This is a genomic window from Nodosilinea nodulosa PCC 7104, from assembly GCF_000309385.1.
Classification (GTDB): Bacteria; Cyanobacteriota; Cyanobacteriia; order Phormidesmidales; family Phormidesmidaceae; genus Nodosilinea; species Nodosilinea nodulosa.
The window spans coordinates 129771-149140 of sequence record NZ_JH976537.1 but is presented as its reverse complement, the minus strand read 5'-3'; the positions used below and the strand labels follow the sequence as shown (position 1 = coordinate 149140).

At 61.1% G+C, this 19370-nt stretch carries 18 protein-coding genes; 15 read left to right on the top strand and 3 right to left on the bottom strand.

The genetic code is table 11. The features are described 5' to 3' along the window. The first annotated feature begins 388 nt into the window (after positions 1-388). The 7 genes from speE to LEPTO7104_RS0100590 all read left to right on the top strand — a co-directional run bounded on the left by speE (position 389) and on the right by LEPTO7104_RS0100590 (position 5355). Positions 389-1669 (top strand): polyamine aminopropyltransferase, encoded by a 1281-nt coding sequence (gene speE / locus LEPTO7104_RS0100615; RefSeq protein WP_017296600.1) that lies wholly within the window; start codon positions 389-391, stop codon positions 1667-1669. A 116-nt stretch (positions 1670-1785) separates the two neighbouring features. Then, entirely contained in the window at positions 1786-2118 is a 333-nt protein-coding gene (locus LEPTO7104_RS37745) for a nucleotidyltransferase family protein (protein WP_071527348.1), read from the top strand. After that, positions 2090-2428, top strand: a complete 339-nt coding sequence (locus LEPTO7104_RS0100610; protein ID WP_017296599.1) for a HepT-like ribonuclease domain-containing protein — start codon at positions 2090-2092, stop codon at positions 2426-2428. Before LEPTO7104_RS37745 ends, LEPTO7104_RS0100610 begins: the two co-directional genes overlap by 29 nt. Positions 2429-2440: 12 nt before the next feature. Continuing rightward, a complete protein-coding gene (locus LEPTO7104_RS0100605) occupies positions 2441-3478 on the top strand; it encodes an agmatinase family protein (protein WP_017296598.1) in 1038 nt (345 codons plus the stop codon). A gap of 134 nt (positions 3479-3612) precedes the next feature. Continuing rightward, entirely contained in the window at positions 3613-3702 is a 90-nt protein-coding gene (petN, locus tag LEPTO7104_RS32140) for a cytochrome b6-f complex subunit PetN (RefSeq protein WP_017296597.1), read from the top strand. 56 nt (positions 3703-3758) lie between these two features. Then, a complete protein-coding gene (locus tag LEPTO7104_RS0100595; protein WP_017296596.1) occupies positions 3759-3947 on the top strand; it encodes a hypothetical protein in 189 nt (62 codons plus the stop codon). Between the two features lies 1 nt (position 3948). Beyond that, positions 3949-5355 carry a 16S rRNA (cytosine(967)-C(5))-methyltransferase gene (locus tag LEPTO7104_RS0100590; RefSeq protein WP_051158461.1) on the top strand — a complete coding sequence of 469 codons (1407 nt, stop codon included), beginning with the start codon at positions 3949-3951 and terminating at the stop codon, positions 5353-5355. Positions 5356-5507: 152 nt separating this feature from the next. Here the strand turns inward: LEPTO7104_RS0100590 and LEPTO7104_RS0100585 are convergent, their stop codons facing one another. Next, entirely contained in the window at positions 5508-5753 is a 246-nt protein-coding gene (locus tag LEPTO7104_RS0100585; RefSeq protein ID WP_017296594.1) for a hypothetical protein, read from the bottom strand. Between the two features lie 114 nt (positions 5754-5867). Then, positions 5868-7154, bottom strand: a complete 1287-nt coding sequence (locus LEPTO7104_RS0100580) for a YcbK family protein (RefSeq protein ID WP_225886902.1) — start codon at positions 7152-7154, stop codon at positions 5868-5870. Positions 7155-7494: 340 nt separating this feature from the next. On the opposite strand from LEPTO7104_RS0100580, the gene glgP reads away from it, so the two are divergent. The 5 genes from glgP to LEPTO7104_RS0100555 all read left to right on the top strand — a co-directional run bounded on the left by glgP (position 7495) and on the right by LEPTO7104_RS0100555 (position 14475). Next, positions 7495-9711, top strand: a complete 2217-nt coding sequence (glgP, locus tag LEPTO7104_RS0100575) for an alpha-glucan family phosphorylase (RefSeq protein WP_017296592.1) — start codon at positions 7495-7497, stop codon at positions 9709-9711. Between the two features lie 13 nt (positions 9712-9724). After that, positions 9725-10594 (top strand): Tab2/Atab2 family RNA-binding protein, encoded by an 870-nt coding sequence (locus LEPTO7104_RS0100570; RefSeq protein ID WP_017296591.1) that lies wholly within the window; start codon positions 9725-9727, stop codon positions 10592-10594. A gap of 186 nt (positions 10595-10780) precedes the next feature. Beyond that, on the top strand, positions 10781-12454 hold the full coding sequence (groL, locus tag LEPTO7104_RS0100565) for a chaperonin GroEL (protein WP_017296590.1): 1674 nt from the start codon (positions 10781-10783) through the stop codon (positions 12452-12454). A gap of 101 nt (positions 12455-12555) precedes the next feature. Beyond that, entirely contained in the window at positions 12556-13818 is a 1263-nt protein-coding gene (gene corA / locus LEPTO7104_RS0100560; protein WP_017296589.1) for a magnesium/cobalt transporter CorA, read from the top strand. Between the two features lie 144 nt (positions 13819-13962). Beyond that, positions 13963-14475 carry an adenine phosphoribosyltransferase gene (locus LEPTO7104_RS0100555; RefSeq protein WP_017296588.1) on the top strand — a complete coding sequence of 171 codons (513 nt, stop codon included), beginning with the start codon at positions 13963-13965 and terminating at the stop codon, positions 14473-14475. Positions 14476-14588: 113 nt separating this feature from the next. Here the strand turns inward: LEPTO7104_RS0100555 and LEPTO7104_RS36525 are convergent, their stop codons facing one another. Then, positions 14589-15335: a PrsW family glutamic-type intramembrane protease gene (locus tag LEPTO7104_RS36525; RefSeq protein ID WP_017296587.1), complete on the bottom strand. Its 747-nt coding sequence runs from the start codon at positions 15333-15335 to the stop codon at positions 14589-14591. Positions 15336-15580: 245 nt separating this feature from the next. Here LEPTO7104_RS36525 and crtL point away from each other — a divergent pair, with 245 nt between their 5' ends. The 3 genes from crtL to LEPTO7104_RS0100535 all read left to right on the top strand — a co-directional run bounded on the left by crtL (position 15581) and on the right by LEPTO7104_RS0100535 (position 19209). Continuing rightward, positions 15581-16810 (top strand): lycopene beta cyclase, encoded by a 1230-nt coding sequence (gene crtL / locus LEPTO7104_RS0100545; RefSeq protein WP_017296586.1) that lies wholly within the window; start codon positions 15581-15583, stop codon positions 16808-16810. Between the two features lie 232 nt (positions 16811-17042). Next, entirely contained in the window at positions 17043-18461 is a 1419-nt protein-coding gene (locus tag LEPTO7104_RS0100540) for a PilT/PilU family type 4a pilus ATPase (protein ID WP_040695742.1), read from the top strand. Then, positions 18454-19209: a circadian clock KaiB family protein gene (locus LEPTO7104_RS0100535; RefSeq protein ID WP_051158460.1), complete on the top strand. Its 756-nt coding sequence runs from the start codon at positions 18454-18456 to the stop codon at positions 19207-19209. Before LEPTO7104_RS0100540 ends, LEPTO7104_RS0100535 begins: the two co-directional genes overlap by 8 nt. Positions 19210-19370 lie beyond the last annotated feature (161 nt).

Sequence of the window (19370 nt, the reverse complement as noted above, 5' to 3'; positions counted from 1 at the left end):
GCCAGCGAAACCCAACAAAACCGTTGCTAGTGTTGGGTTTTCTCGTCTAGAGGCGCTACGCGAACGCTTCGCTCAACACCAACCTACATCAGAACTTTTGTCGGTCAATCAGCTCAGGGCCAGTAAGTTAGCCTGGGGCAGAGACTACTGCGAGTTTGCCCAAAAGGCTTTCCGTCGGTCTAATTCCCAGATAGTTGAGCCTGTGCCGTGGGGCAGAGGTACTGCCCCGCTGTCCGGCGGTGTCTTATTACAACATGCCAAAGCATTTTATCGATTTTGTCTCTGGCAAATAGAATCTAAAACGGCGGCACAGGAGTTGTTCGCTGCTCTGGGCCTGGCCTGGGTTCTTTTTTTCGCTTGCAGCCACTTTTAAGGGGAGTATCGGCGCATGAATTCGCTTGGACGACATATTCTAGTTGAGTTTTTCGGCTGTTCGTCAGACATTCTCAACGACGTGCCGCTGATTGAGAGCAGCATGGTGGGGGCTGCCGCCGATGCCGGAGCGACGGTGATTAGCTCGGTGTTTCACCACTTTTCGCCCTTTGGCGTCTCCGGAGTAGTGGTGATTCAAGAGAGCCACCTGGCCATTCACACCTGGCCCGAGTACCGCTACGCGGCGGTGGACCTGTTCACCTGCGGCGATACCGTCAACCCCTGGATTTCGTTCGACAAGCTGAAGGCGGCGTTTAAAGCCGACTACGGCTCGGCCCTGGAGATGAACCGGGGGCAGCTGGAGCTGCTGGAGCGCATTGATGTGGACATGGGCGAGCTGCGCGACGAGATTACCAACAAGCTGGTGACCCCTAAACAGAGCCGCAGCGTCTGGTTTACCGACAAAAACGACGACATCGCCCTGTCGATTCGCCACAAGGGCGATCGCGTCTTTCGGGAAAAATCGCCCTACCAAACCGTGGAGATTTTCGACACCTTTGCCTACGGCAAAATGCTCACCATCGACAACATGGTGATGTGCAGCGAAAAGGATGAAAATGCCTACCACGAGATGATCATCCACGTGCCGATGCTGCTGAATCCCAGTTTTAAAGACGTGCTGGTGATTGGTGGCGGCGACGGCGGCAGCGTGCGCGAAATTTTGCGCCATCCCCAGGTGGAGCGGGTCACCATGGTCGAAATCGATGAAGCCGTGGTGCGGGCCTCGAAGGAATTTTTGCCGTCGCTGTCGGGGGCGCTGGACGACCCCAAGCTCGACCTGCGCATCGAAGACGGCATCGCCTTTGTCGCCAACGCCCCCGACGCCAGCTACGACCTGATTGTGATCGACTCCTCCGACCCGGTGGGGCCATCGGAGGGTTTGTTTAGCACGGCGTTTTATCAGCAGGTGCATCGCTGCCTGAAGCCAGGGGGGGCGATCGCCGCCCAGAGCGAGTCGCCCCGGTTTAACCAGCGGGCCTTTGTGGATATTCACCACTGCCTCAAGGGTATTTTTGGCGACGAGAATGTGTTCTGCTACCTGGCGTTTATTCCCACCTACCCGACGGGCATGTGGAGCTTTAACTACGCCACCAAGGGGGCAGCCCACCCGCTCCAGGGGATGGATGCGGCGAAGTCAGAAGCCTTCGCGGCGGAGCACAGCCTCCAGTACTACAACGTCGGCATGCACCAGGCGGCCTTTGCCCTGCCCACCTTTGTGCAGACCATGCTGACGTGATCTGGGTAACTCTGCCTAGAACCACGACCTGCTTCTGGAATAAACTGGAGGAGATAGCGTCAGGGCTTTGACTTTCTCAATGATCGCGCCCTCTATAGCTCCGGAACGTGGCCAACATGCCTTTGCCAGCAATCGCACTACCGACAGACGCCATTGCTGAATTTTGCGATCGCTGGCAGGTCACTGAGCTTGCCCTATTCGGCTCTGTGCTGCGCGATGATTTCGGCCCGGACAGCGATATAGATATCATGGTGCTGTTTCATCCAGATACCCACCCAACCTTCCGCACTCTCGATCAGATGGAAACTGAACTAGCGCACATCTTTAGCCGAGATGTCGACCTGATAACGCGCAGAGGAATTGAAGCCAGCCGCAACTATCTGAGAAAACATGAAATTCTTTCCTCTGCCCAGATAATTTATGCAGCGCGATCTTCAATATCTGCTTGACATGCTGCAATCAGCAGAGCTGATTGTGGCCTATACAGCTCAATGCTCAAAAGAGGTATTTATTGAGGATGTGCAGCTGCAAGATGCGGTAATTCGTAGATTGTTAGTGGTTGCTGAAGCCGCCAGACGAGTGTCATCAACCACCCGCGATCGGCTGTCAACTATTTCTTGGGCAGAAATTAACGGCATGCGGAACCGGCTAGTTCACGGCTATGACGATATCAATCTCGATATTGTTTGGCATGTTGCCAAGTCTGAGATTCCGCCATTAATTAAAGTACTCATTCTGCATGTTCCACCAGCACCTTAGCGATCGCATCCCATGACCACCGTTCACCCCACCTTGAAGACCTTCGACCCCAGCGGCGTGGGCCTCGACAACGGCAACCTTTACGGGCTGCCCTGCGACTACGACACGGCGGGCATCATCGTCTTCGGCGTGCCCTGGGAAGTCACGGTGTCGTACCACACCGGCACCGCCCAGGGACCCAGCCGGGTGCTGGAAGCCTCGCCCCAGCTCGATCTCTACGATCGCGACAACCCCGAAGGCTGGCGTCAGGGCATCTTTATGCCAACCATTCCGGAGCATTTGCTAGAGCTAAATCAGCAGGTGCGCGAGGCCGCCAACCGGGTGATTCAGGCGACGGAAGAGGGCATTGCGATCGCCAGCCAGCCCCTCCTCCAAACCGATCTGGACAACGTCAACCACGCCTGCGAACAAATGACCGGCTGGCTCTACGCCCAGGCCAGCACCGCTCTAGATCAGGGCAAGCGGGTGGGCGTCATCGGCGGCGACCACAGCGTGCCCCTGGGCTACCTGCAAGCCTTGGCCGAGCGCCACCCCGACTTCGGCGTCCTGCACATCGACGCCCACGCCGACCTGCGCCACGCCTACCAGGGCTTTCGCTACTCCCACGCGTCGATTATGTACAACCTGCTGGGGCTGCCCCAGATGTCTAAGCTGGTGCAGGTCGGCATCCGCGACCTCTGCCACGACGAAGTGGCGCTGATCCAGCATTCCGAAGGGCGCATTGTCACCCACTACGACGCAGTGGTGAAGGAAAACACCTACCGGGGCATTCCCTGGATGCAGCAGTGCGAAGCGATCGTGGCAGATCTCCCAGCGAAAGTCTACGTCAGCTTCGACGCCGACGGCCTCGACCCCAAGCTGTGCCCCCACACCGGCACCCCCGTCCCCGGCGGGCTAGAACTCGAAGAAGTCTTTTGCCTGCTGCGCCAGGTCATCCGCAGCGGACGCCAGATCATCGGCTTTGACCTGTCGGAGGTGGGCAACGGCGAATGGGATGGCAACGTGGGCGCCAGAGCCGTCTACAAACTCTGCTGCCTCATGCAGCTCTAGTTCGCGGGTGCATCCCAGTTATGTAACCCTCCCCCAATCTCCATCCGAGAAAACCAATCCGCTCCGTAAACGGCAGAAACCCCGTGGCATTATGATAAAAATAGCTGTGTTGTATTGAGCTTTAGAAAGCACCTATGGATATTTTGTCTTTTGGCTGGGTGGCGCTGCTGGTGGTGTTTACTTTCTCGCTGTCAATGGTGATCTGGGGCCGCAACGGGTTTTAACCCAGCGCCCTTGCCGTGACCAACCTGCAGCGGCCCGTAAACTGATAAAAGCGACTATGGAAGCGACCTTACAAACCCAAGCCTTTAGCATTTTGGCCACCGTGGCCCTGGTGCTGATGGTTGTTGTAACCGGCGGTGTGGTGTACCTCACCGCCGCCGACTGGCGCGATCGCCGTCGCCGCAAGAACGATCAGCAGACCGCCAAGCGCGATCCGCAGATCGGCAAGCGTCGCGCTAAATCGTAGTTTGACTAACCCCACCCCCCGTCGATCGGCTGCGTCCCGTAAGGCGTTTTCTGGGGCAAGGCAGCTGGCGCTGAACGTGCTGCTACAGGTGCAGGCCGGGGCCTACGCCGACGTGGCCCTGCACCGCACTCTCGCTCAGGTTCAGCCTGGCGAGGGCGATTCTGCTGGGGAGCGCTCGGCGGAACGCGCCTTCGCCACCGAGCTGGTCTACGGCACCGTTCGCCGCCAGCGCACCCTGGATGCATTGATCGACCAGCTGGGCACTCGCCCCGCTGACAAACAGCCCCCGGTGCTGCGCCTTTTGCTGCACCTGGGGCTGTATCAACTGCGCTACCTGGCGGGCGTGCCGGCCTCGGCGGCGGTGAATACCAGCGTTGAGCTGGCCAAAGCTAACGGGTTAGGCAAGCTTGCTGGGGTGGTAAACGGCCTGCTGCGCCAGTACGATCGCCAGGCGGCGGACGGCAAAGATCCCCTAGCACTACCCGAGGACCCTGTGGCTCAGCTGGGCATCCGCCACAGCTACCCCGACTGGCTGATCGCCCTGTGGCTCGACCAGCTTGGCCCTGAGGAAACCGAACAGATCTGCCAGTGGTTTAACCAGGTGCCCACCATTGACCTGCGGGTCAACCGCGATCGCGCCACGGCAGACACCGTGCAGACTGCCTTTACAGCGGCGGGGATTGCCGTAGAGCACCTGGCCGGAATTCCTTTTGGGCTGCGCTTAGTCAACCACCAGGGGGCGCTGACCAACCTGCCGGGCTACAGCGAAGGCTGGTGGAGCGTGCAGGATGCCAGCGCCCAATTGGTGGGGCTGCTGCTCGACCCGCAGCCGGGGGATACGGTGCTGGACACTTGCGCCGCGCCGGGGGGCAAGGCAACTCAGATCGCTGAGATAGTAGGGAGTGACGGCAGGGTTTGGGCCTGCGATCGCGCCCCCTCCCGTCTGAAAAAAATCGCCGCCAATGCTCAACGGCTGGGCCTCTCCAACCTGCACACCCACGCGGGCGACAGCACCGAGCTGGGCCAGTTTTACCAAAGCGCCGACCGCGTTTTGGTGGATGCCCCTTGCTCGGGCCTGGGCACCCTGCACCGTCACGCCGATGCCCGCTGGCGGCAGAGTGAGGCCGCGATCGCCGATTTATCTAAGCTGCAAAGCGCCCTGCTGGCCGAAGCCGCCCGCTGTGTCAAACCCGGCGGCACTCTGGTCTACGCCACCTGCACCCTGCACCCCGCCGAAAACGAAGCGGTGATCGAAGCTTTTTGCCAGGCCCACCCTAGCTGGCGAATTGTGCCGCCTGGCCCCAGCTTTGGCGCTGGGCTAGAGATAGCTCCCCAGGGCTGGATCAAAGTCTGGCCCCACCGCAGCGCCATGGATGGCTTCTTTATGGCGCGGCTACAGCAGGCCTGATCGCCTGAGGTATAGCCTTCGTCACGCTAGTCAGGACAATGAGAGAGGTTGAGAACGCTCAAACGCTCGAACGCTGGCTCTGGGAAACGTCCTAACCTACCCGTCGGCTGCTATGAACCGGCAGGATAGGTGAGCGCGATCGCCGGGACACTCTACTCCTCGGCCTCAAGCTTTTGGCGCGACTCGCCCCAGTAGGCGCTGACGGTAATCACTTCCTGGCTGCCCTTAATCTCTGAGGTCCAGCGGTAGACGGTGTTTTTAGGGTTTACGCCCACCTCCAGCAGCTTGGCCCCCATGTAGTACTCCATGGAGTCGCGGGTGCGCTTTTTGAAAAACTCAGACTGATCCTTGGGCACCGTGCGCGACAGATGGGCCTGGGTATGTTTGGGCTGGGCCATGATAATTCAAAAAAGTCAGCGAAATTGAACAAGAGCGTTCTTCATGATAACCAGGAAACAGAATTCGCTGCAGAGCAGTCGGTATAGCCGCCGAAAAAAGTCCCAGAACCCCGCCTAAAAGCCCCAGGTGCGCCGGGGGCCGGTGTCGAGGTGAATAATGTTGGGAATGTTGCTGTAGATGCCCACGCCCCCCGGCCAGGTGAGCATTACGGCGTTGGCCACCTGGCGGCCGCTCATGCCCTGCACCTGAATGTCGGCGGCTTTGCCGACCAGGTGCTGGCTCTGGGAAGCCCCGCCCACGGCGGCATTGATCGCGGGTGGGCGATACCAGGAATTGATCTGAAAGGGGCGATTGAGGCGATCGCGCACCGGCTGCAGCGCCCGCGCCAGGCCAATAATGTTGTCCACAATCGTCTGGGTCTCGGGAATGCGGGTGGCATCTCGGGTGGCCTCGCCCCAGGTAAAGCTGCCGCCGGGGATGATCGGCTGATCGGTGTAAAAGGTGGAGGTGTTGCCCGGCAGTTTGAACGGACGGCCCACGTACTGGGGCGGCGGCGGCGGGGCCGGGGGCGGATACACGACCACCCCAGCGCGCTCGACTCGGGCGTGGCCCTGGTACACATACCAGGTGTTAAAGCCCTGGATGTCGTCTTTGACGTACTTGAGGGCAAAGCGGATGTGGCCGTTAAACGACCCCTGGGCGTTGGCAAAGGCGTAGCTGCTCAGGGTTAGCACCGTACCTGGCAGGGCCGGGGCCTGCTCCTGGGGGGCCAGCTGGCTGCTGTCTACCGGGCGGCGCTTAAACAGGGTATTGGCCGTAACCCGCAGCATAAACGCATTGGGGTCGGGACGCGGGTAGACCACATCGTCGTCGAGGGTGACAAAGGCGTGGGGGGTGAACACAAACCAGGTGCTGAGGCCGTTGACGAAGTCCTGGGAGTTGCGGATGGCGAACTTGATGTGGTTGTTGAAATTACCCTGGGAATCGGCAAAGGCGTAGGATTGCAGAGTGTAGGTTTGGCCGCGGGATACGGCCACGGTTTCGCTGGCGGGCAGCAGGGTCGAGTCGAGGGGGCGGCGCTTGAGCAGAGTGCCAGTGTTAATCCACAGCACCGACATGCTCTCCTGGTCTTCGTAGGGGTAGACGACCACGCCATCGGCTTCGACCTGGGCGTCTTTGCTGGGCACAAACCAGGTGTTAAAGCCGCCGATGGTGCGATCGCTCAGCGCCACCTTGATATGGCCGTTGAAGCCGCCGTTGATGTCGGCGTAGGCGTAGGATTGCAGCGGGTAGGTGCTGCCCGCCGCGATCGCCACCTGCTCATTGGCCGCCAGCTGCGACGGCGGCTCCGGCCTGAGCACAAACACCGTCGCTCGATTCACCCGTAAAACTTGATTCACCCTGGGATTCCCACTCTCGCCACGGCCTATCATATATCACCCGCTTTCTACCCCAGAGCATCCCCCTGGGGATAGGGATGGACCAGCGCTCTGCCCTGGGGTCACTGGCGGGCCTAACGGTTGCCAGCGCCAGGCTCAAGGCGGGCCTTTTCCCCGTCTGATGTTTGAGCTACTGGCTAGCCGCCGCTGCTGGGAGAGAAACGGGGGAAGAGGGGTGCCGTTTTATCGGACCTGGCCCGACAACCCCGACCTCAGGTTATTTAGTTAATTTATAGACAGCCTTCTCCCCTATGCTGGGGAATGTTGCGCCCCTTTCCGCTGGCCGTTCTCCTTCGTGCCCATGACTTCTGTATCGCGCCTCAAGGCCAAACTCCCCACGCCCCTGGTTTCCTTGGCCAACCTGGCCTACAACTACTGGTGGAGCTGGACTGAGGAACGGGTTTCGCTGTTTAGCACCATCGATCCGGCCCAGTGGCAGGCCTGCGGCCACAACCCTGTGGCACTGCTGGAATCGGTCTCCTCCGAACGCCTCTGGCAGGTGGCCGAAGATCCCCACTACCTCAACCGCCTGCGGCACCTGACCAGTCAGTTTGAGGCCTACCGCCGGGTAGGCCAGGGGCCAATCGCGACGGTCGCAACGGCCGCTGAGGCCCCGTCCGAGGCTCGGAGCGGGCCGCCGCTGAATTTTGACCGTCCGGTTGCCTACTTTTGTATTGAGTTTGGCCTGCACGAGTCGCTGCCCATCTACGCTGGGGGGCTGGGGGTGCTGGCGGGGGATAGCCTCAAATCGGCTTCAGATCTGGGGGTGCCCATGGTGGGGGTGGGGCTGCTCTACCGCCAGGGCTACTTTCACCAGCACCTCAATCGCAGCGGCTGGCAGGAGGAGCACTACACCCACTGCGAGGTCAACCACCTGCCCATGGAGCTGGTGCGCGACGAGTTTGGCCAGCCCGTGACGATCAAACTGGACATTCGGCGGCGGCCGGTGCGGGTGCAGGTGTGGCGGGTGCAGGTGGGGCGATCGCAGCTGTACCTGCTCGACACCGACCGCAGCGACAACGACCCGCTCGATCGCCGCATTACCAGCCAGCTCTACGGCGGCAACCCCGAAACCCGCCTGGCCCAGGCCCTGGTGCTGGGGATCGGCGGTGTGCGCATGCTCTACGCCCTCGACATCGAGCCGATGGTGTACCACCTCAACGGCAGCCACGGGGCCTTTGCGCTGCTGGAGGTGGCCCAGCGCGACCTGCGCTACAGCGAGGCCGACTTTGGCGCGATCGCGGCCCAGGTGCGTCAGCACAGCGTGTTCACCACCCACTCCCCGGTGTCGGCGGCCAGCAATGTGTTCGCCGCCGACCTGATCGAGTCATTTTTGGGCGGCTACTGGCCCCAGCTGGGGCTATCGCGGGAAGACTTTCTGGCCCTGGGCACCCGTCGCCCGGACGACCCCTGGGATCTGTTCTCCATGACGGTGCTAGCTCTGCGCCTGAGCGGTAAGGCCAACGGTGTCAGCCATCGCCACGGCGAAATCTGCCGGGAGATGTGGCAGGCCCTCTACCCCGACTGCGATGTCTCCCAGGTGCCGATTGGAGCGATTACCAACGGTGTCCACGCCGCCACCTGGACGGCCCCGCTGATGGCCGACCTCTACCGCCAGCATCTAAACCAGGGCGGCGTCACCCCGTTTGCCGACTCCGATCGCTGGGCCGGAGTAGCTGCCATCCCCGACGAGCAGCTCTGGCAGCGCCACAGCCTGCTGAAGGAGCGGCTGGTGGCCTACGCCCGCGATCGCGTCCGCACCGCCCGCCACAGCCGGGGCGAGGCCGCCGATGAAATTGCCGCCGTCGACAACCTGCTCGATCCCCAGGTGCTGACCCTGGGCTTTGGCCGTCGGTTTAGCCCCTACAAGCGGGGCGAGCTGCTGTTTAGCGACCTGCACCGGGCGATTCGCATTTTGGCCCACCCCCGACGGCCCATTCAAATTGTGTTTGCGGGCAAGGCCAACCCCGCCGATGACGAGGGCAAGCGGATCATTCAGCGGCTGATGGAGTGGTGCCGCCACCCCGCCCTGCGCGATCGCGTCGCCTTTATCGAAAACTACGACATGGCGGTGGCCAAGCTGCTGCTGGCCGGGGTCGATGTGTGGCTCAACCACCCGCGCCGCCCCGAGGCCTCGGGCACCAGCGGCCAAAAAGTAGCCCTCAACGGCGGCCTCAACTGCGCCACCCTCGACGGCTGGTGGGCCGAGGCCTACAGGGCTGGGGGCGCTGGCCAGGTGGCCAACGGCTGGGTGATCGGCAAAGCCAACCCGGCGGAGGACCCCGACAGCCAAAACCGCCAGGATGCCGACTCCCTCTACGACCTGCTGGAGCACCACATTGCCCCGGTTTATTACCAGCGCGATCGCGCCGGGCTGCCCCGCCAGTGGATTGCCATGATGAAGGCCTCAATTAAAACCTGTGCGCCCTATTACAACAGCGATCGCATGGTGACCGAGTACCTCACCCAAATGTATGCGCTCAGTCCTGAGCCCATCGCCGTTGGCCCCAGTTCCTAGGAGGTCTGTAGCCATGGCAATTTGGCAGGCCGATCTGCACCGACCCCCCCTGGCCAGCAACGGCGGTGAGCCGCTCTGGGAAATTTTGCTGTGCAGCGAAGATTTCAGCTTCAGCTATGGGGCCACCGCTCCCCAGGCCGCCGTCAACAAAGCCTGGGTAACCGATCAGATCACAACAGCGGTGGCAAAGGCGGGCATCCTGCCCGATCGCATCCAGGTGTTTCGGCCCCAGGCCCTGTCGCTGCTGACCACCGCCGCTGGGCCCCTGGGCATTGCCGTCGAACCCACCCGCCACACCCCCACCCTGCACCAGTGGCTCCGCCAGCGGGCCAAGTGGTACCCCACCCAGCCCAACGCCATCCCCATCCCCTACAACCCGCTGCACATCGAGTCGCCGCCGCCGCTGCCGGTGCCGGAAAATCTGTGGGGCGGTTCGCCTAGCGGTTCGAGCCGCTGGGGGTTTACCGCCCTGGCCGCCTACGACTTTGAGCAAACCCTGCCCTACGAACCCATTCCCCTGCGCCACCTGCCAGCCAGCCTGATGCCCGCCCAGCTGGGGTTGGCCAGCACCACCCCGATTCCCGGCGTGGTGGTGGATGCCGGGCGGCAGGCGATGGCCCTGGCCCAGTGGATTCAGGCCAGCGCCCCCGCCTGGCTGAGCTACGTGCGGGGGGAACCCAACGGGCTGATTTTGGAGGCCGGACTGTGCGATCGCTGGGTCTTCACCACCTTCAGCGACGTCGACGTGGCCGCCGCCGGTCAGCGCTTCGAGCAGCGCAAGCAGGCCAGCTCTGGCCTCCACTTTCTGCTGGTGCGCCCCGACGATTCTGGCATGACCACCACCGGCCTCTGGCTATTGCAGCAGCTGCCCCTACCGCAGTAGCTCGCAATGGATAAACCTGCCAATCCAAAATCAATATTTCCCTCCCCTGCCCCCCTGTTTCAGCCTATTTCGCCGAGGATCGGTTATTGCGACTTACCGACCGTCCCCCACAGCGGTAATCTAGCTGAGTTAGCACTCACATGCAGCGAGTGCTAAATTTGTCTCTGGAGAGCTGAAAGACAGGACATGGCAAAACGAGTTTCCTTTGATGAGGCGTCGCGGCAGGCCCTCGAAAAAGGCGTCAACGCCCTAGCAGACGCCGTTAAAATTACCCTCGGCCCCAGGGGGCGCAACGTAGTACTGGAGAAAAAGTACGGGGCACCGCAGATCGTCAACGACGGCATCACCATTGCCAAAGAGATCGATCTCGAAGACCCCTTTGAGAACCTGGGCGCTCGCCTCATGCAGGAGGTAGCCTCAAAGACCAAAGACCTGGCGGGCGATGGCACTACCACCGCCACCGTACTGGCCCAGGCCATGGTCAAAGAAGGTCTGAAGAACGTGGCCGCGGGTACCAACCCCGTCAGCCTGCGTCGCGGCATTGAAAAAGCCGTGAACCTGCTGGTCAGTGAGATCGCCGCCGCCGCCAAGCCCGTGGAAGGTAACGCCACCATCGCCCAGGTCGCCACCGTGTCGGCGGGCAGCGATGAAGAAATCGGCACAATGATTGCCGAAGCCATGGACAAAGTCACCAAAGACGGCGTTATTACCGTAGAAGAGTCCAAGTCTCTCTACACCGAGCTGGATGTGGTCGAAGGGATGCAGTTCGATCGCGGCTACATCTCCCCCTACTTCGTCACCGACCAGGAGCGCATGGTGACCGAGCTAGACAACGCCCGCATTCTGATTGTCGACAAAAAAATCGGCTCCATTCAGGACCTGGTGTCTGTGCTGGAGCGGGTCGCCCGCGAGGGGGCACCCCTGCTGATTATTGCCGAAGACATCGAGGGCGAGGCCCTGGCTACCCTGGTGGTCAACAAGGCCCGGGGCGTGCTGAATGTAGCTGCGATTAAATCGCCTAGCTTTGGCGATCGCCGCAAAGCCATGCTCCAGGACATCGCCGTGCTGACCGGCGGCCAGGTGATCTCCGAAGAAATCGGCCTCAGCCTGGAGACCGCCGACCTGTCGATGCTGGGTCTGGCCACCAAAGTCACCATCACCAAAGACACCACCACCCTGGTGTCCGATGCGGGCAATAAGGCCGACATCGACAAGCGCATCGCTCAAATTCGCCAGGAACTGGAGCGCACCGACTCCGACTACGACAAAGAAAAGCTGTCCGAGCGGCTGGCCAAGCTGGCTGGGGGCGTTGCGGTCATCAAGGTCGGGGCCGCCACCGAAACCGAACTCAAAGATCGCAAGCTGCGCATTGACGACGCCCTCAGCGCCACCAAGGCCGCCGTCGAAGAAGGCATTGTTCCCGGCGGTGGGGCCACCCTGCTGCACCTGGCCCCCAAGCTGGAAGCCCTCAAAGGTTCCCTCAGCTCCGAAGAGGCCATCGGGGTCGATATCGTCATGCGGGCGGTGGAAGCCCCCCTGCGGCAGATCGCCGACAACGCCGGTCAGCAGGGATCTGTGATTGTCGAAAAGGTGCGGGCTATGAGCTTCCCCATGGGCTACAACGCCCTCACCGGCACCTACGAAGACCTGATTCAGGCGGGCATCATTGACCCCGCCAAGGTGGTGCGCTCTGCCCTGCAAGACGCGGCTTCGATCGCCGGTATGGTGCTCACCACCGAAGCCCTGGTGGCCGAAATTCCTGAACCCCCAGCCCCCGCTGGCGACCCCGGCATGGGCGGCATGGGTGGCATGGGCGGCATGGGCGGCATGGGCGGCATGGGCGGCATGGGCATGATGTAACCCAGCCTCGACGATCCCTGAATAAATGCTTAATCTCTAGGGGTGCAGCTACGGCTGTGCCCCTATGCTTTACCTGGCGGATATTGTACGGAGCAAAGACCATGTCGCGGCGCAGACACAATCCGGCAGCAAAAGCACAATCGGCTCCCCGTCCGCATTGGGATCAATCTGGGGGGACAGGGGCAGGTGCTACCACCCCAGACGTAATCCCCCAGGGTCCCTGTTGTCAAATTGACCCGGCCCAGGACGCAGATGAGGATGAGGACGAGCTGTTTGACTTTAGCTACTCCCCTCCGGGAGCGCTGCCGGGTACGCTCAGAATTCCCGACGACGCGCTGCCTACGGAGCTATTTTTGATTGACTACAGCCCAGATGTCGTCCATACCGCTACCATTGATCACCCCCAGGAGTGCTCCGCCCTGGGCACAAGCGACAGCGTTACCTGGCTCGATGCCCGAGGGCTGGGCACTGAGGAAAAACTGCTCCAAATGAGCCAGACCTTTGATTTGCATCCGCTGATGCTCGAAGACATTGTCAATGTCCCTCACCGCCCCAAAATCGACTTTTACGACGGCAAGATTTTAATCATCATGCAGATGGTACGGCCCAAGTCTACGGGGTCTGGGGTGGGCAGCGAGCAGGTCAGTTTTGTGCTGGGCAAGGGGTTTTTGGTCACCTTTCAGGAAGAACCCAACTGGGATTCCTTTGGGCCGGTGCGCGATCGCATTCGGCGGGGCACCGGCACCATTCGCCGCCAAAACTCCGCCTACCTTGCCTATGCCCTGCTCGATACTATCGTCGACAGCTTCTTTCCGGTGCTGGAGGTGATCGGCGAAACCCTCGAAGAACTGGAAGAAGAAGTGGTCGCAAACCCCACCAGCCACACTATCGAAAAAATTCACCGGATGCGGCGGGGGCTGATGAAGCTGCGCCGCTACATCTGGCCCCAGCGCAGCGTCATCAACAGCCTCATCCGCGACAGCGACGATCTGCTCACCCAGGAGGTGCGGGTCTATCTGCAAGATGTCTACGACCACATTGTGCAGGTGGTCGACATCATCGAAAACTACCGCGAGATCGCCTCCAGCCTGATGGATGTCTACCTGTCGTCGATCAACAACCGCATGAACGAGGTGATGAAGCTGCTGACGGTGATCTCCTCCATCTTCATCCCTCTCACCTTCATCGCCGGGGTCTACGGCATGAACTTTAACCCCGAAAAATCGCCCTTCAACATGCCCGAGCTGGATTGGTACTGGGGCTACGCTATCTGCCTGGGTGTCATGGGGGCGATCGCCGCTCTGCAAATCTACTTTTTCTGGAAGCGCGGCTGGTTTGACAATTTCTCAACGACGCGTCGCTGACTACAGGATGAAACCCTGATGAAACCTTTAGGCGATCGCAGGATGGAGCGATCCCCCCATAGGGCAACCTTGCTCACTGCTCTCGACCCCTCATTTATTCCTCTCGCGGTGATACTATAACAACGCCCTTAACCCTCATCCCCAATGGATCTCAAAGACCATATCCGCGATATTCCCGACTTTCCTAAACCCGGCATTTTGTTCCGCGACATTACGCCGCTGTTGGCCAACCCCACCGCCATGCAGTACAGCATTGATGTGTTTGCCGAGCGGGTGGCCGAGTATCGCCCCGACTACATTGTGGGCATTGAGTCGCGGGGCTTCATGTTTGGGGTGCCGCTGGCCTACAAGCTGGGGGTGGGGTTTGCCCCGGTGCGCAAGCCCGGCAAGCTGCCTGCGGCTGTCCATAGCGCCAGCTACGCGCTGGAGTATGGCAACGACACCCTAGAACTCCACCAAGACGCATTCCCGGCAGACAGCCGGGTGCTGATTGTCGACGACCTGATTGCCACCGGCGGCACCGCCGCCGCCACCGCCGAACTGATCGAGAAAACCGGCTGTACCGTAGCTGGGTTTGGCTTTTTGATCGAGCTGGCGGGACTAGAGGGACGGGCCAAACTCCCCGCTGCCCCCGTCACCGTGCTGTTGCAGTACTGAGGGATGTCTGAACAAGAAGATTGTGGCTGCAATGCGGCGATCGCAGCTCTGTAGGGCAACGCTCATGCCTAGGGCCAGGGGTTGCCAAAATCATCGGTTCGCAGCCTCGATGCTCAGTCCTGGGGCGTCAGGGCCAGGGCGTAGCGCAGGCAGCGCATCACCACAAACCACAGCACCGCAATTACCAGCACCAGCCCCACCCGATTCAGCCACCAGCTCGACTCCAGGGCCAGGGCATTAAACGCCGCGTGGGAGAGCATCGCCGCCAGCAGGCCGTTGCGCACCAGCCCGCTGTGCTGCTCCGGGGGCGAAAACTTGGCCAGCCCCAGGGCATAGCCCCACAGGGAAGACCACAGGGCATTCCCCGGCCCCGACAGCAGCCCCCACAGGGCAAACATGGTCAGCACCGCCGTCCAGGCCGAGGCATCCACCGCTGTCCCCGGCATCCCCAGCCGGGCGACGGCAAAGTAGGCGTAGAGCATGGAGCCAACCACCTCCAGGGTGGCAAAACCCAGGCCGGCGGCGGCGGCAAAAATAATCCCATCGACGGGTTCGTCAAACTCTGGGTGGTTGTAGACGCCCTGCTTCACCACCCAAAATTTGGCCAGTTCCGCCAGCACCGGCACGACCACTACCCCCATCAGCCAGGTCGGCAGGGGGATATACTCGCGCACCAAAAATACCGGAATAAAGGCCAGCACTCCCCCCAAAAAGATCTTCAACACCAGCGATCGCGGCTCTGGGTTGAGCTTGTCGCGGGTGTAGAAAAACCAGAGCAAAAACGCCAGGGGAGCCAGGGCCAGGGCGACAATGCCCACCACCGTAGCTAGCACGTTAGGGTCAGCAGCAAGATTTGCCATTTGCCGGGATATCGGAGTAAATCGCTTCTAAATCATACATTGGCTGATTCAGGGAGGGATGGGGGGATGAGGGGATGGGGGGATGAACTTTGAATTTTGAACTTTGAATTTTGAACTTTAGGTTTCCGCCCTGCCCACCTCCCCACCTTCCCCACCTCCCCACCTTCCCCACCTCCTCACCAACAAGGGCCGCAATCTTTGTAAGATAGGGATTCACAGCAAGTATCGAGGTCGTGGGCAAGTTCATGCAGGACGTGTTGGTCATTGGCGCTGGGCCAGCCGGGCTATCGTTGGCGGCAGCTCTGGCAAAAACAGGGCTGGCGGTGCAGGGGCTAGCCCTAGCCGACCCGGCGCACCCCTGGCCCAACACCTACGGCATCTGGGTCGATGAGCTGGAAGATCTGGGCCTGGTGCAGTTTCTGGAGCACCGCTGGAAAGACTGCGTTGTGAATGTCAACAGCGGCACTCTGCCTCTGCACCGGGAGTATGGCCTACTCAATAAAGATCGCCTGCAAACCCACTGGCTAACCCAGGCAAACAAGCACCAGGTCACCTGGCACCAGGGTAAAGCTGTGCGTATTGAGCACCTGACTACCCACACCCTGGTTACGACGGAGGCCGGTGAATTGCTCACCGCCCGGCTGGTTGTGGATGCCACAGGGCACCGATCGGCTTTGGTGAGACGCCCGATCGCCTCAGAGCTGGCATTTCAGGCCGCCTACGGCATCGTCGGACAATTTTCTCAGGCCCCCACCGACCCTCAGCAAATGGTGCTGATGGACTACCGCGACGACCACCTTACCCCCGCCCAGCGCCGGGAGCCGCCCACCTTCCTCTACGCCATGGACCTGGGCAACGACTTGTATTTTGTCGAAGAAACCTCCCTGGCTCACCATCCGGCTATTTCCATGGAAGTTTTGCGGCAGCGGCTGCACCAGCGCCTGCGCCATCGGGGCATTGCGGTAGAAAGCAGTCACCACGTCGAGCAGTGCCTGTTTCCCATGAATCTACCCCTGCCCGATTTTAACCAGCGGGTGGTGGGCTTTGGTGGGGCGGCCAGCATGGTGCATCCGGCCTCGGGCTATATGGTGGGGGCGATGCTGCGGCGGGGGCCAGGCCTGGCGCAGGCGATCGCCGCCGCCCTGGGCGCACCCGAAACCACTCCGACCGAGGTCGCCAGTCAGGCCTGGCAGGCGCTGTGGCCCGCCGATCGCGTTCGCAAGCACTACCTCTACCTGTTTGGCCTCGAAAACCTGATGGCCTTTGATGGCCCGCAGCTGCACCAGTTCTTTGCCGCCTTCTTCAGCCTGCCCACGGACGACTGGGCCGGGTTTTTGGCCGACAGCCTGACGCTGCCGGAGGTGGTGCAGGCCATGATCGGCCTGTTTGGCCGCGCCTCTAACCCGGTGCGGCTGGGGTTGATGCGATCGGTGTTTAGCCACGGCCACCTGCTGGGACGCACCCTGATGAGCTAATTAGAGACATAGCGTATACTCAAGGGTTATAACCAGCCCAATTTAGGATCCCTGGAGTTATGGGCCTGTAGTCATGGATTGGTTATGGGCTGCTAAGGTATAGCCGGAGATCATGACCCGGCTAACTTCTACGCCTAATGTGGGCAACCTGACTGTATTCCACGGGTAGCCGCGCTGTTTTTACCCGATTGTTGTACCTGTCGCTGTTGAGTCCATCATGGAGAATCCGTTTATGGCTGAGCTACCCAACTCCTCTGCGGCCCATCCCGCGCCGCCGCCCCCCCCCAGACCTCCCCAGGCGGCCGTCCAGGAGCAGTCCACCGCCCAAGCCCGCGCCCAGGCGGCTGCCCGCGCCGCTGGCCAAGCGGCCGCCCAGGCCGGTGCTGGTAGAGCTCAGCCTCCGGTAGGGCAAGCGCCGCCGGCTCCCATGCCCGCTTCGGCCCCGTCCGGACAAGCGCCGCCGGCTCCCATGCCTGCTTCGGCCCCCTCTGGACAAGCGCCGCCGCCAGCAGCGGCACCGGGCCAGGCCCGCCATCGCCCGGCCTCACCGCCCCCCATGCCCAAGGCGGCGGAAACCCTCAAGGTCAGCAGCGGCCTTACCCTCGAAAAAATTGTCCGCGAGGCCTTCGACAAAGGATTTTCTGACATTCACCTGGGCGTGGGAGAAATACCCCGTTTCCGCGATCGCGGCGACATTTCAACCACCGAGTACCCCGCCACCGACGAAGCCACCTTCTACAGCTGGCTCGACGAAATTCTCAAGCCCGAAGAAGTGCAGGAGTTTCGCCAAACCCTCGACTTTGACGGTGCCGCCCAGTACGACTTCACCCGTATCCGGATCAACATCTTCGACTCTCTGCGCGGCCCGGCCATGGTGCTGCGCCTGATTCCGGTAAAAATTCTCACCCTCGACCAGCTGGGCTTCTCGCCCATCTTTCGCGATGTCTGCCACTACCACAAGGGGCTGGTGCTGGTGACTGGGCCGACCGGCTCGGGTAAATCGACCACCATGGCGGCGATGATTGACTACGTCAACACCGAAATGCCCAAAAACATCATCACCATCGAAGACCCGGTGGAATTTGTGCACCAGAGCAAGCGATCGCTGGTCAAGCAGCGGGAAGTGGGCATGCACACCCAAAAGTTCGACAACGCCCTCAAAGCCTCCCTGCGGGAAGACCCCGACATCATTCTGGTCGGTGAAATGCGGGACAAAGAAACCGTCAACACCGCCCTCAAAGCGGCCCAAACGGGTCACTTAGTCATGGGCACCCTGCACACCAACAGCGCCGTCAAAACCGTAGAGCGGATTCTCAATCTCTACGAGCCCGAGCAGCAGGCTCCGGTGCGCGTGTCCTTGGCAGAGTCGCTGGTAGCCGTCATTGCCCAGGGCCTCTGCCGTACCACCGACGGCAAGCGAGCCGCCTTCCACGACATTCTGATCAACACCGACGCCATCAAAGACTACATTCTGCGGGGCCAGCTCGACGAGGTCGAAGCGCTGATTCCCAAATGTACCTTCGACGGCATGTGCACCATGAATCAGTCGCTCTACGCCCTCTACGAGTCGGGGCGCATCACCGAAGAGACTGCGCTGGAAATGTCGCCCAAACAGAACGAAATGGCCCAAATGCTGCGGGGCCGTGTCTAACCCCGTGATTGCCAGCCCAGTCGCCGCCAGCTTTAAGGGCATTGCCCTGTTCACCCCTGGGGGCGACTGCGTTTACTGCCTCGACGAGCAAAAGCGGCTGCACTGGCACTTAGACCTGTGCGCGGCTCTGCAAACTCACCTGGGGCTAGCCGAGCCGCCCTACTTTTTGCTGCCCTGCTTCACGGCCACCGTAGATCGCTGGGTCAACCCCAGCACCCAGGCCCTCGTCACGGCAGCCGAAGCCTATCCCCGTGCCCTGCGGTTCCAGGCCCTGCTCAATGCGCTGTTTGGTTTGGGCAATCTTCAGTGGCAGCCCAACTACAGCAGTGCCGAAGAATGTTCGGTGGCGCTGATCGAGTCCTATCGCCCCGCCTTTCCCCAACTGTGGGAATGCCACGACCTGATTATCCGAGTTGAGCAAGGGGCCGAGGTTTCAGAACAGCCGTTGCCTATCTCCACCCTCGATGCCCCAGGCGCAATGCCCCAGTCCCACAGGTTTAAGCTCTTTGTCAGCGGAGTCGACACCGCCGCCACCGAGAGAATGCTGCGATTTTTGCACACCACCCTGGAATCAACCCTGGCCAGCGCCTACACGCTTCAAGTCATCGACGTCATTACCCATCCCGCCGAGGCCGAAGCCGCCAATATCTCCGCCACCCCAACCCTAATTCAAGTTTCGCCGGAACCGGTGCGGCGGGTGGTGGGCAACGTGCTGAGCCAGGAGCAGATGGCGCAGCTGCTAGCCTAGCCTTGGGCAACCCCCATCGCCTCCAGAGGTCGATTACGATGAGGCTACTTATAGCGCTGGCCCACTGGCTAGTAGACTGCGGCGCAAGTGTCGCGACTATTGCCAATCGCTAGGGAGCAGGGGAGCTAGGGAGCAGGGGAGCTGGAATCGTCGGCATATTT

What these genes read in the sequence shown, in the direction of transcription:
- speE (WP_017296600.1), top strand. Translation starts at nt 389, where the DNA reads ATGAATTCGCTTGGACGACATATTCTAGTTGAGTTTTTCGGCTGTTCG.
- LEPTO7104_RS37745 (WP_071527348.1), top strand. Translation starts at nt 1,786, where the DNA reads ATGCCTTTGCCAGCAATCGCACTACCGACAGACGCCATTGCTGAATTT.
- LEPTO7104_RS0100610 (WP_017296599.1), top strand. Translation starts at nt 2,090, where the DNA reads ATGCAGCGCGATCTTCAATATCTGCTTGACATGCTGCAATCAGCAGAG.
- LEPTO7104_RS0100605 (WP_017296598.1), top strand. Translation starts at nt 2,441, where the DNA reads ATGACCACCGTTCACCCCACCTTGAAGACCTTCGACCCCAGCGGCGTG.
- petN (WP_017296597.1), top strand. Translation starts at nt 3,613, where the DNA reads ATGGATATTTTGTCTTTTGGCTGGGTGGCGCTGCTGGTGGTGTTTACT.
- LEPTO7104_RS0100595 (WP_017296596.1), top strand. Translation starts at nt 3,759, where the DNA reads ATGGAAGCGACCTTACAAACCCAAGCCTTTAGCATTTTGGCCACCGTG.
- LEPTO7104_RS0100585 (WP_017296594.1), bottom strand. Translation starts at nt 5,753, where the DNA reads ATGGCCCAGCCCAAACATACCCAGGCCCATCTGTCGCGCACGGTGCCC.
- glgP (WP_017296592.1), top strand. Translation starts at nt 7,495, where the DNA reads ATGACTTCTGTATCGCGCCTCAAGGCCAAACTCCCCACGCCCCTGGTT.
- LEPTO7104_RS0100570 (WP_017296591.1), top strand. Translation starts at nt 9,725, where the DNA reads ATGGCAATTTGGCAGGCCGATCTGCACCGACCCCCCCTGGCCAGCAAC.
- groL (WP_017296590.1), top strand. Translation starts at nt 10,781, where the DNA reads ATGGCAAAACGAGTTTCCTTTGATGAGGCGTCGCGGCAGGCCCTCGAA.
- corA (WP_017296589.1), top strand. Translation starts at nt 12,556, where the DNA reads ATGTCGCGGCGCAGACACAATCCGGCAGCAAAAGCACAATCGGCTCCC.
- LEPTO7104_RS0100555 (WP_017296588.1), top strand. Translation starts at nt 13,963, where the DNA reads ATGGATCTCAAAGACCATATCCGCGATATTCCCGACTTTCCTAAACCC.
- LEPTO7104_RS36525 (WP_017296587.1), bottom strand. Translation starts at nt 15,335, where the DNA reads ATGGCAAATCTTGCTGCTGACCCTAACGTGCTAGCTACGGTGGTGGGC.
- crtL (WP_017296586.1), top strand. Translation starts at nt 15,581, where the DNA reads ATGCAGGACGTGTTGGTCATTGGCGCTGGGCCAGCCGGGCTATCGTTG.
- LEPTO7104_RS0100540 (WP_040695742.1), top strand. Translation starts at nt 17,043, where the DNA reads ATGGCTGAGCTACCCAACTCCTCTGCGGCCCATCCCGCGCCGCCGCCC.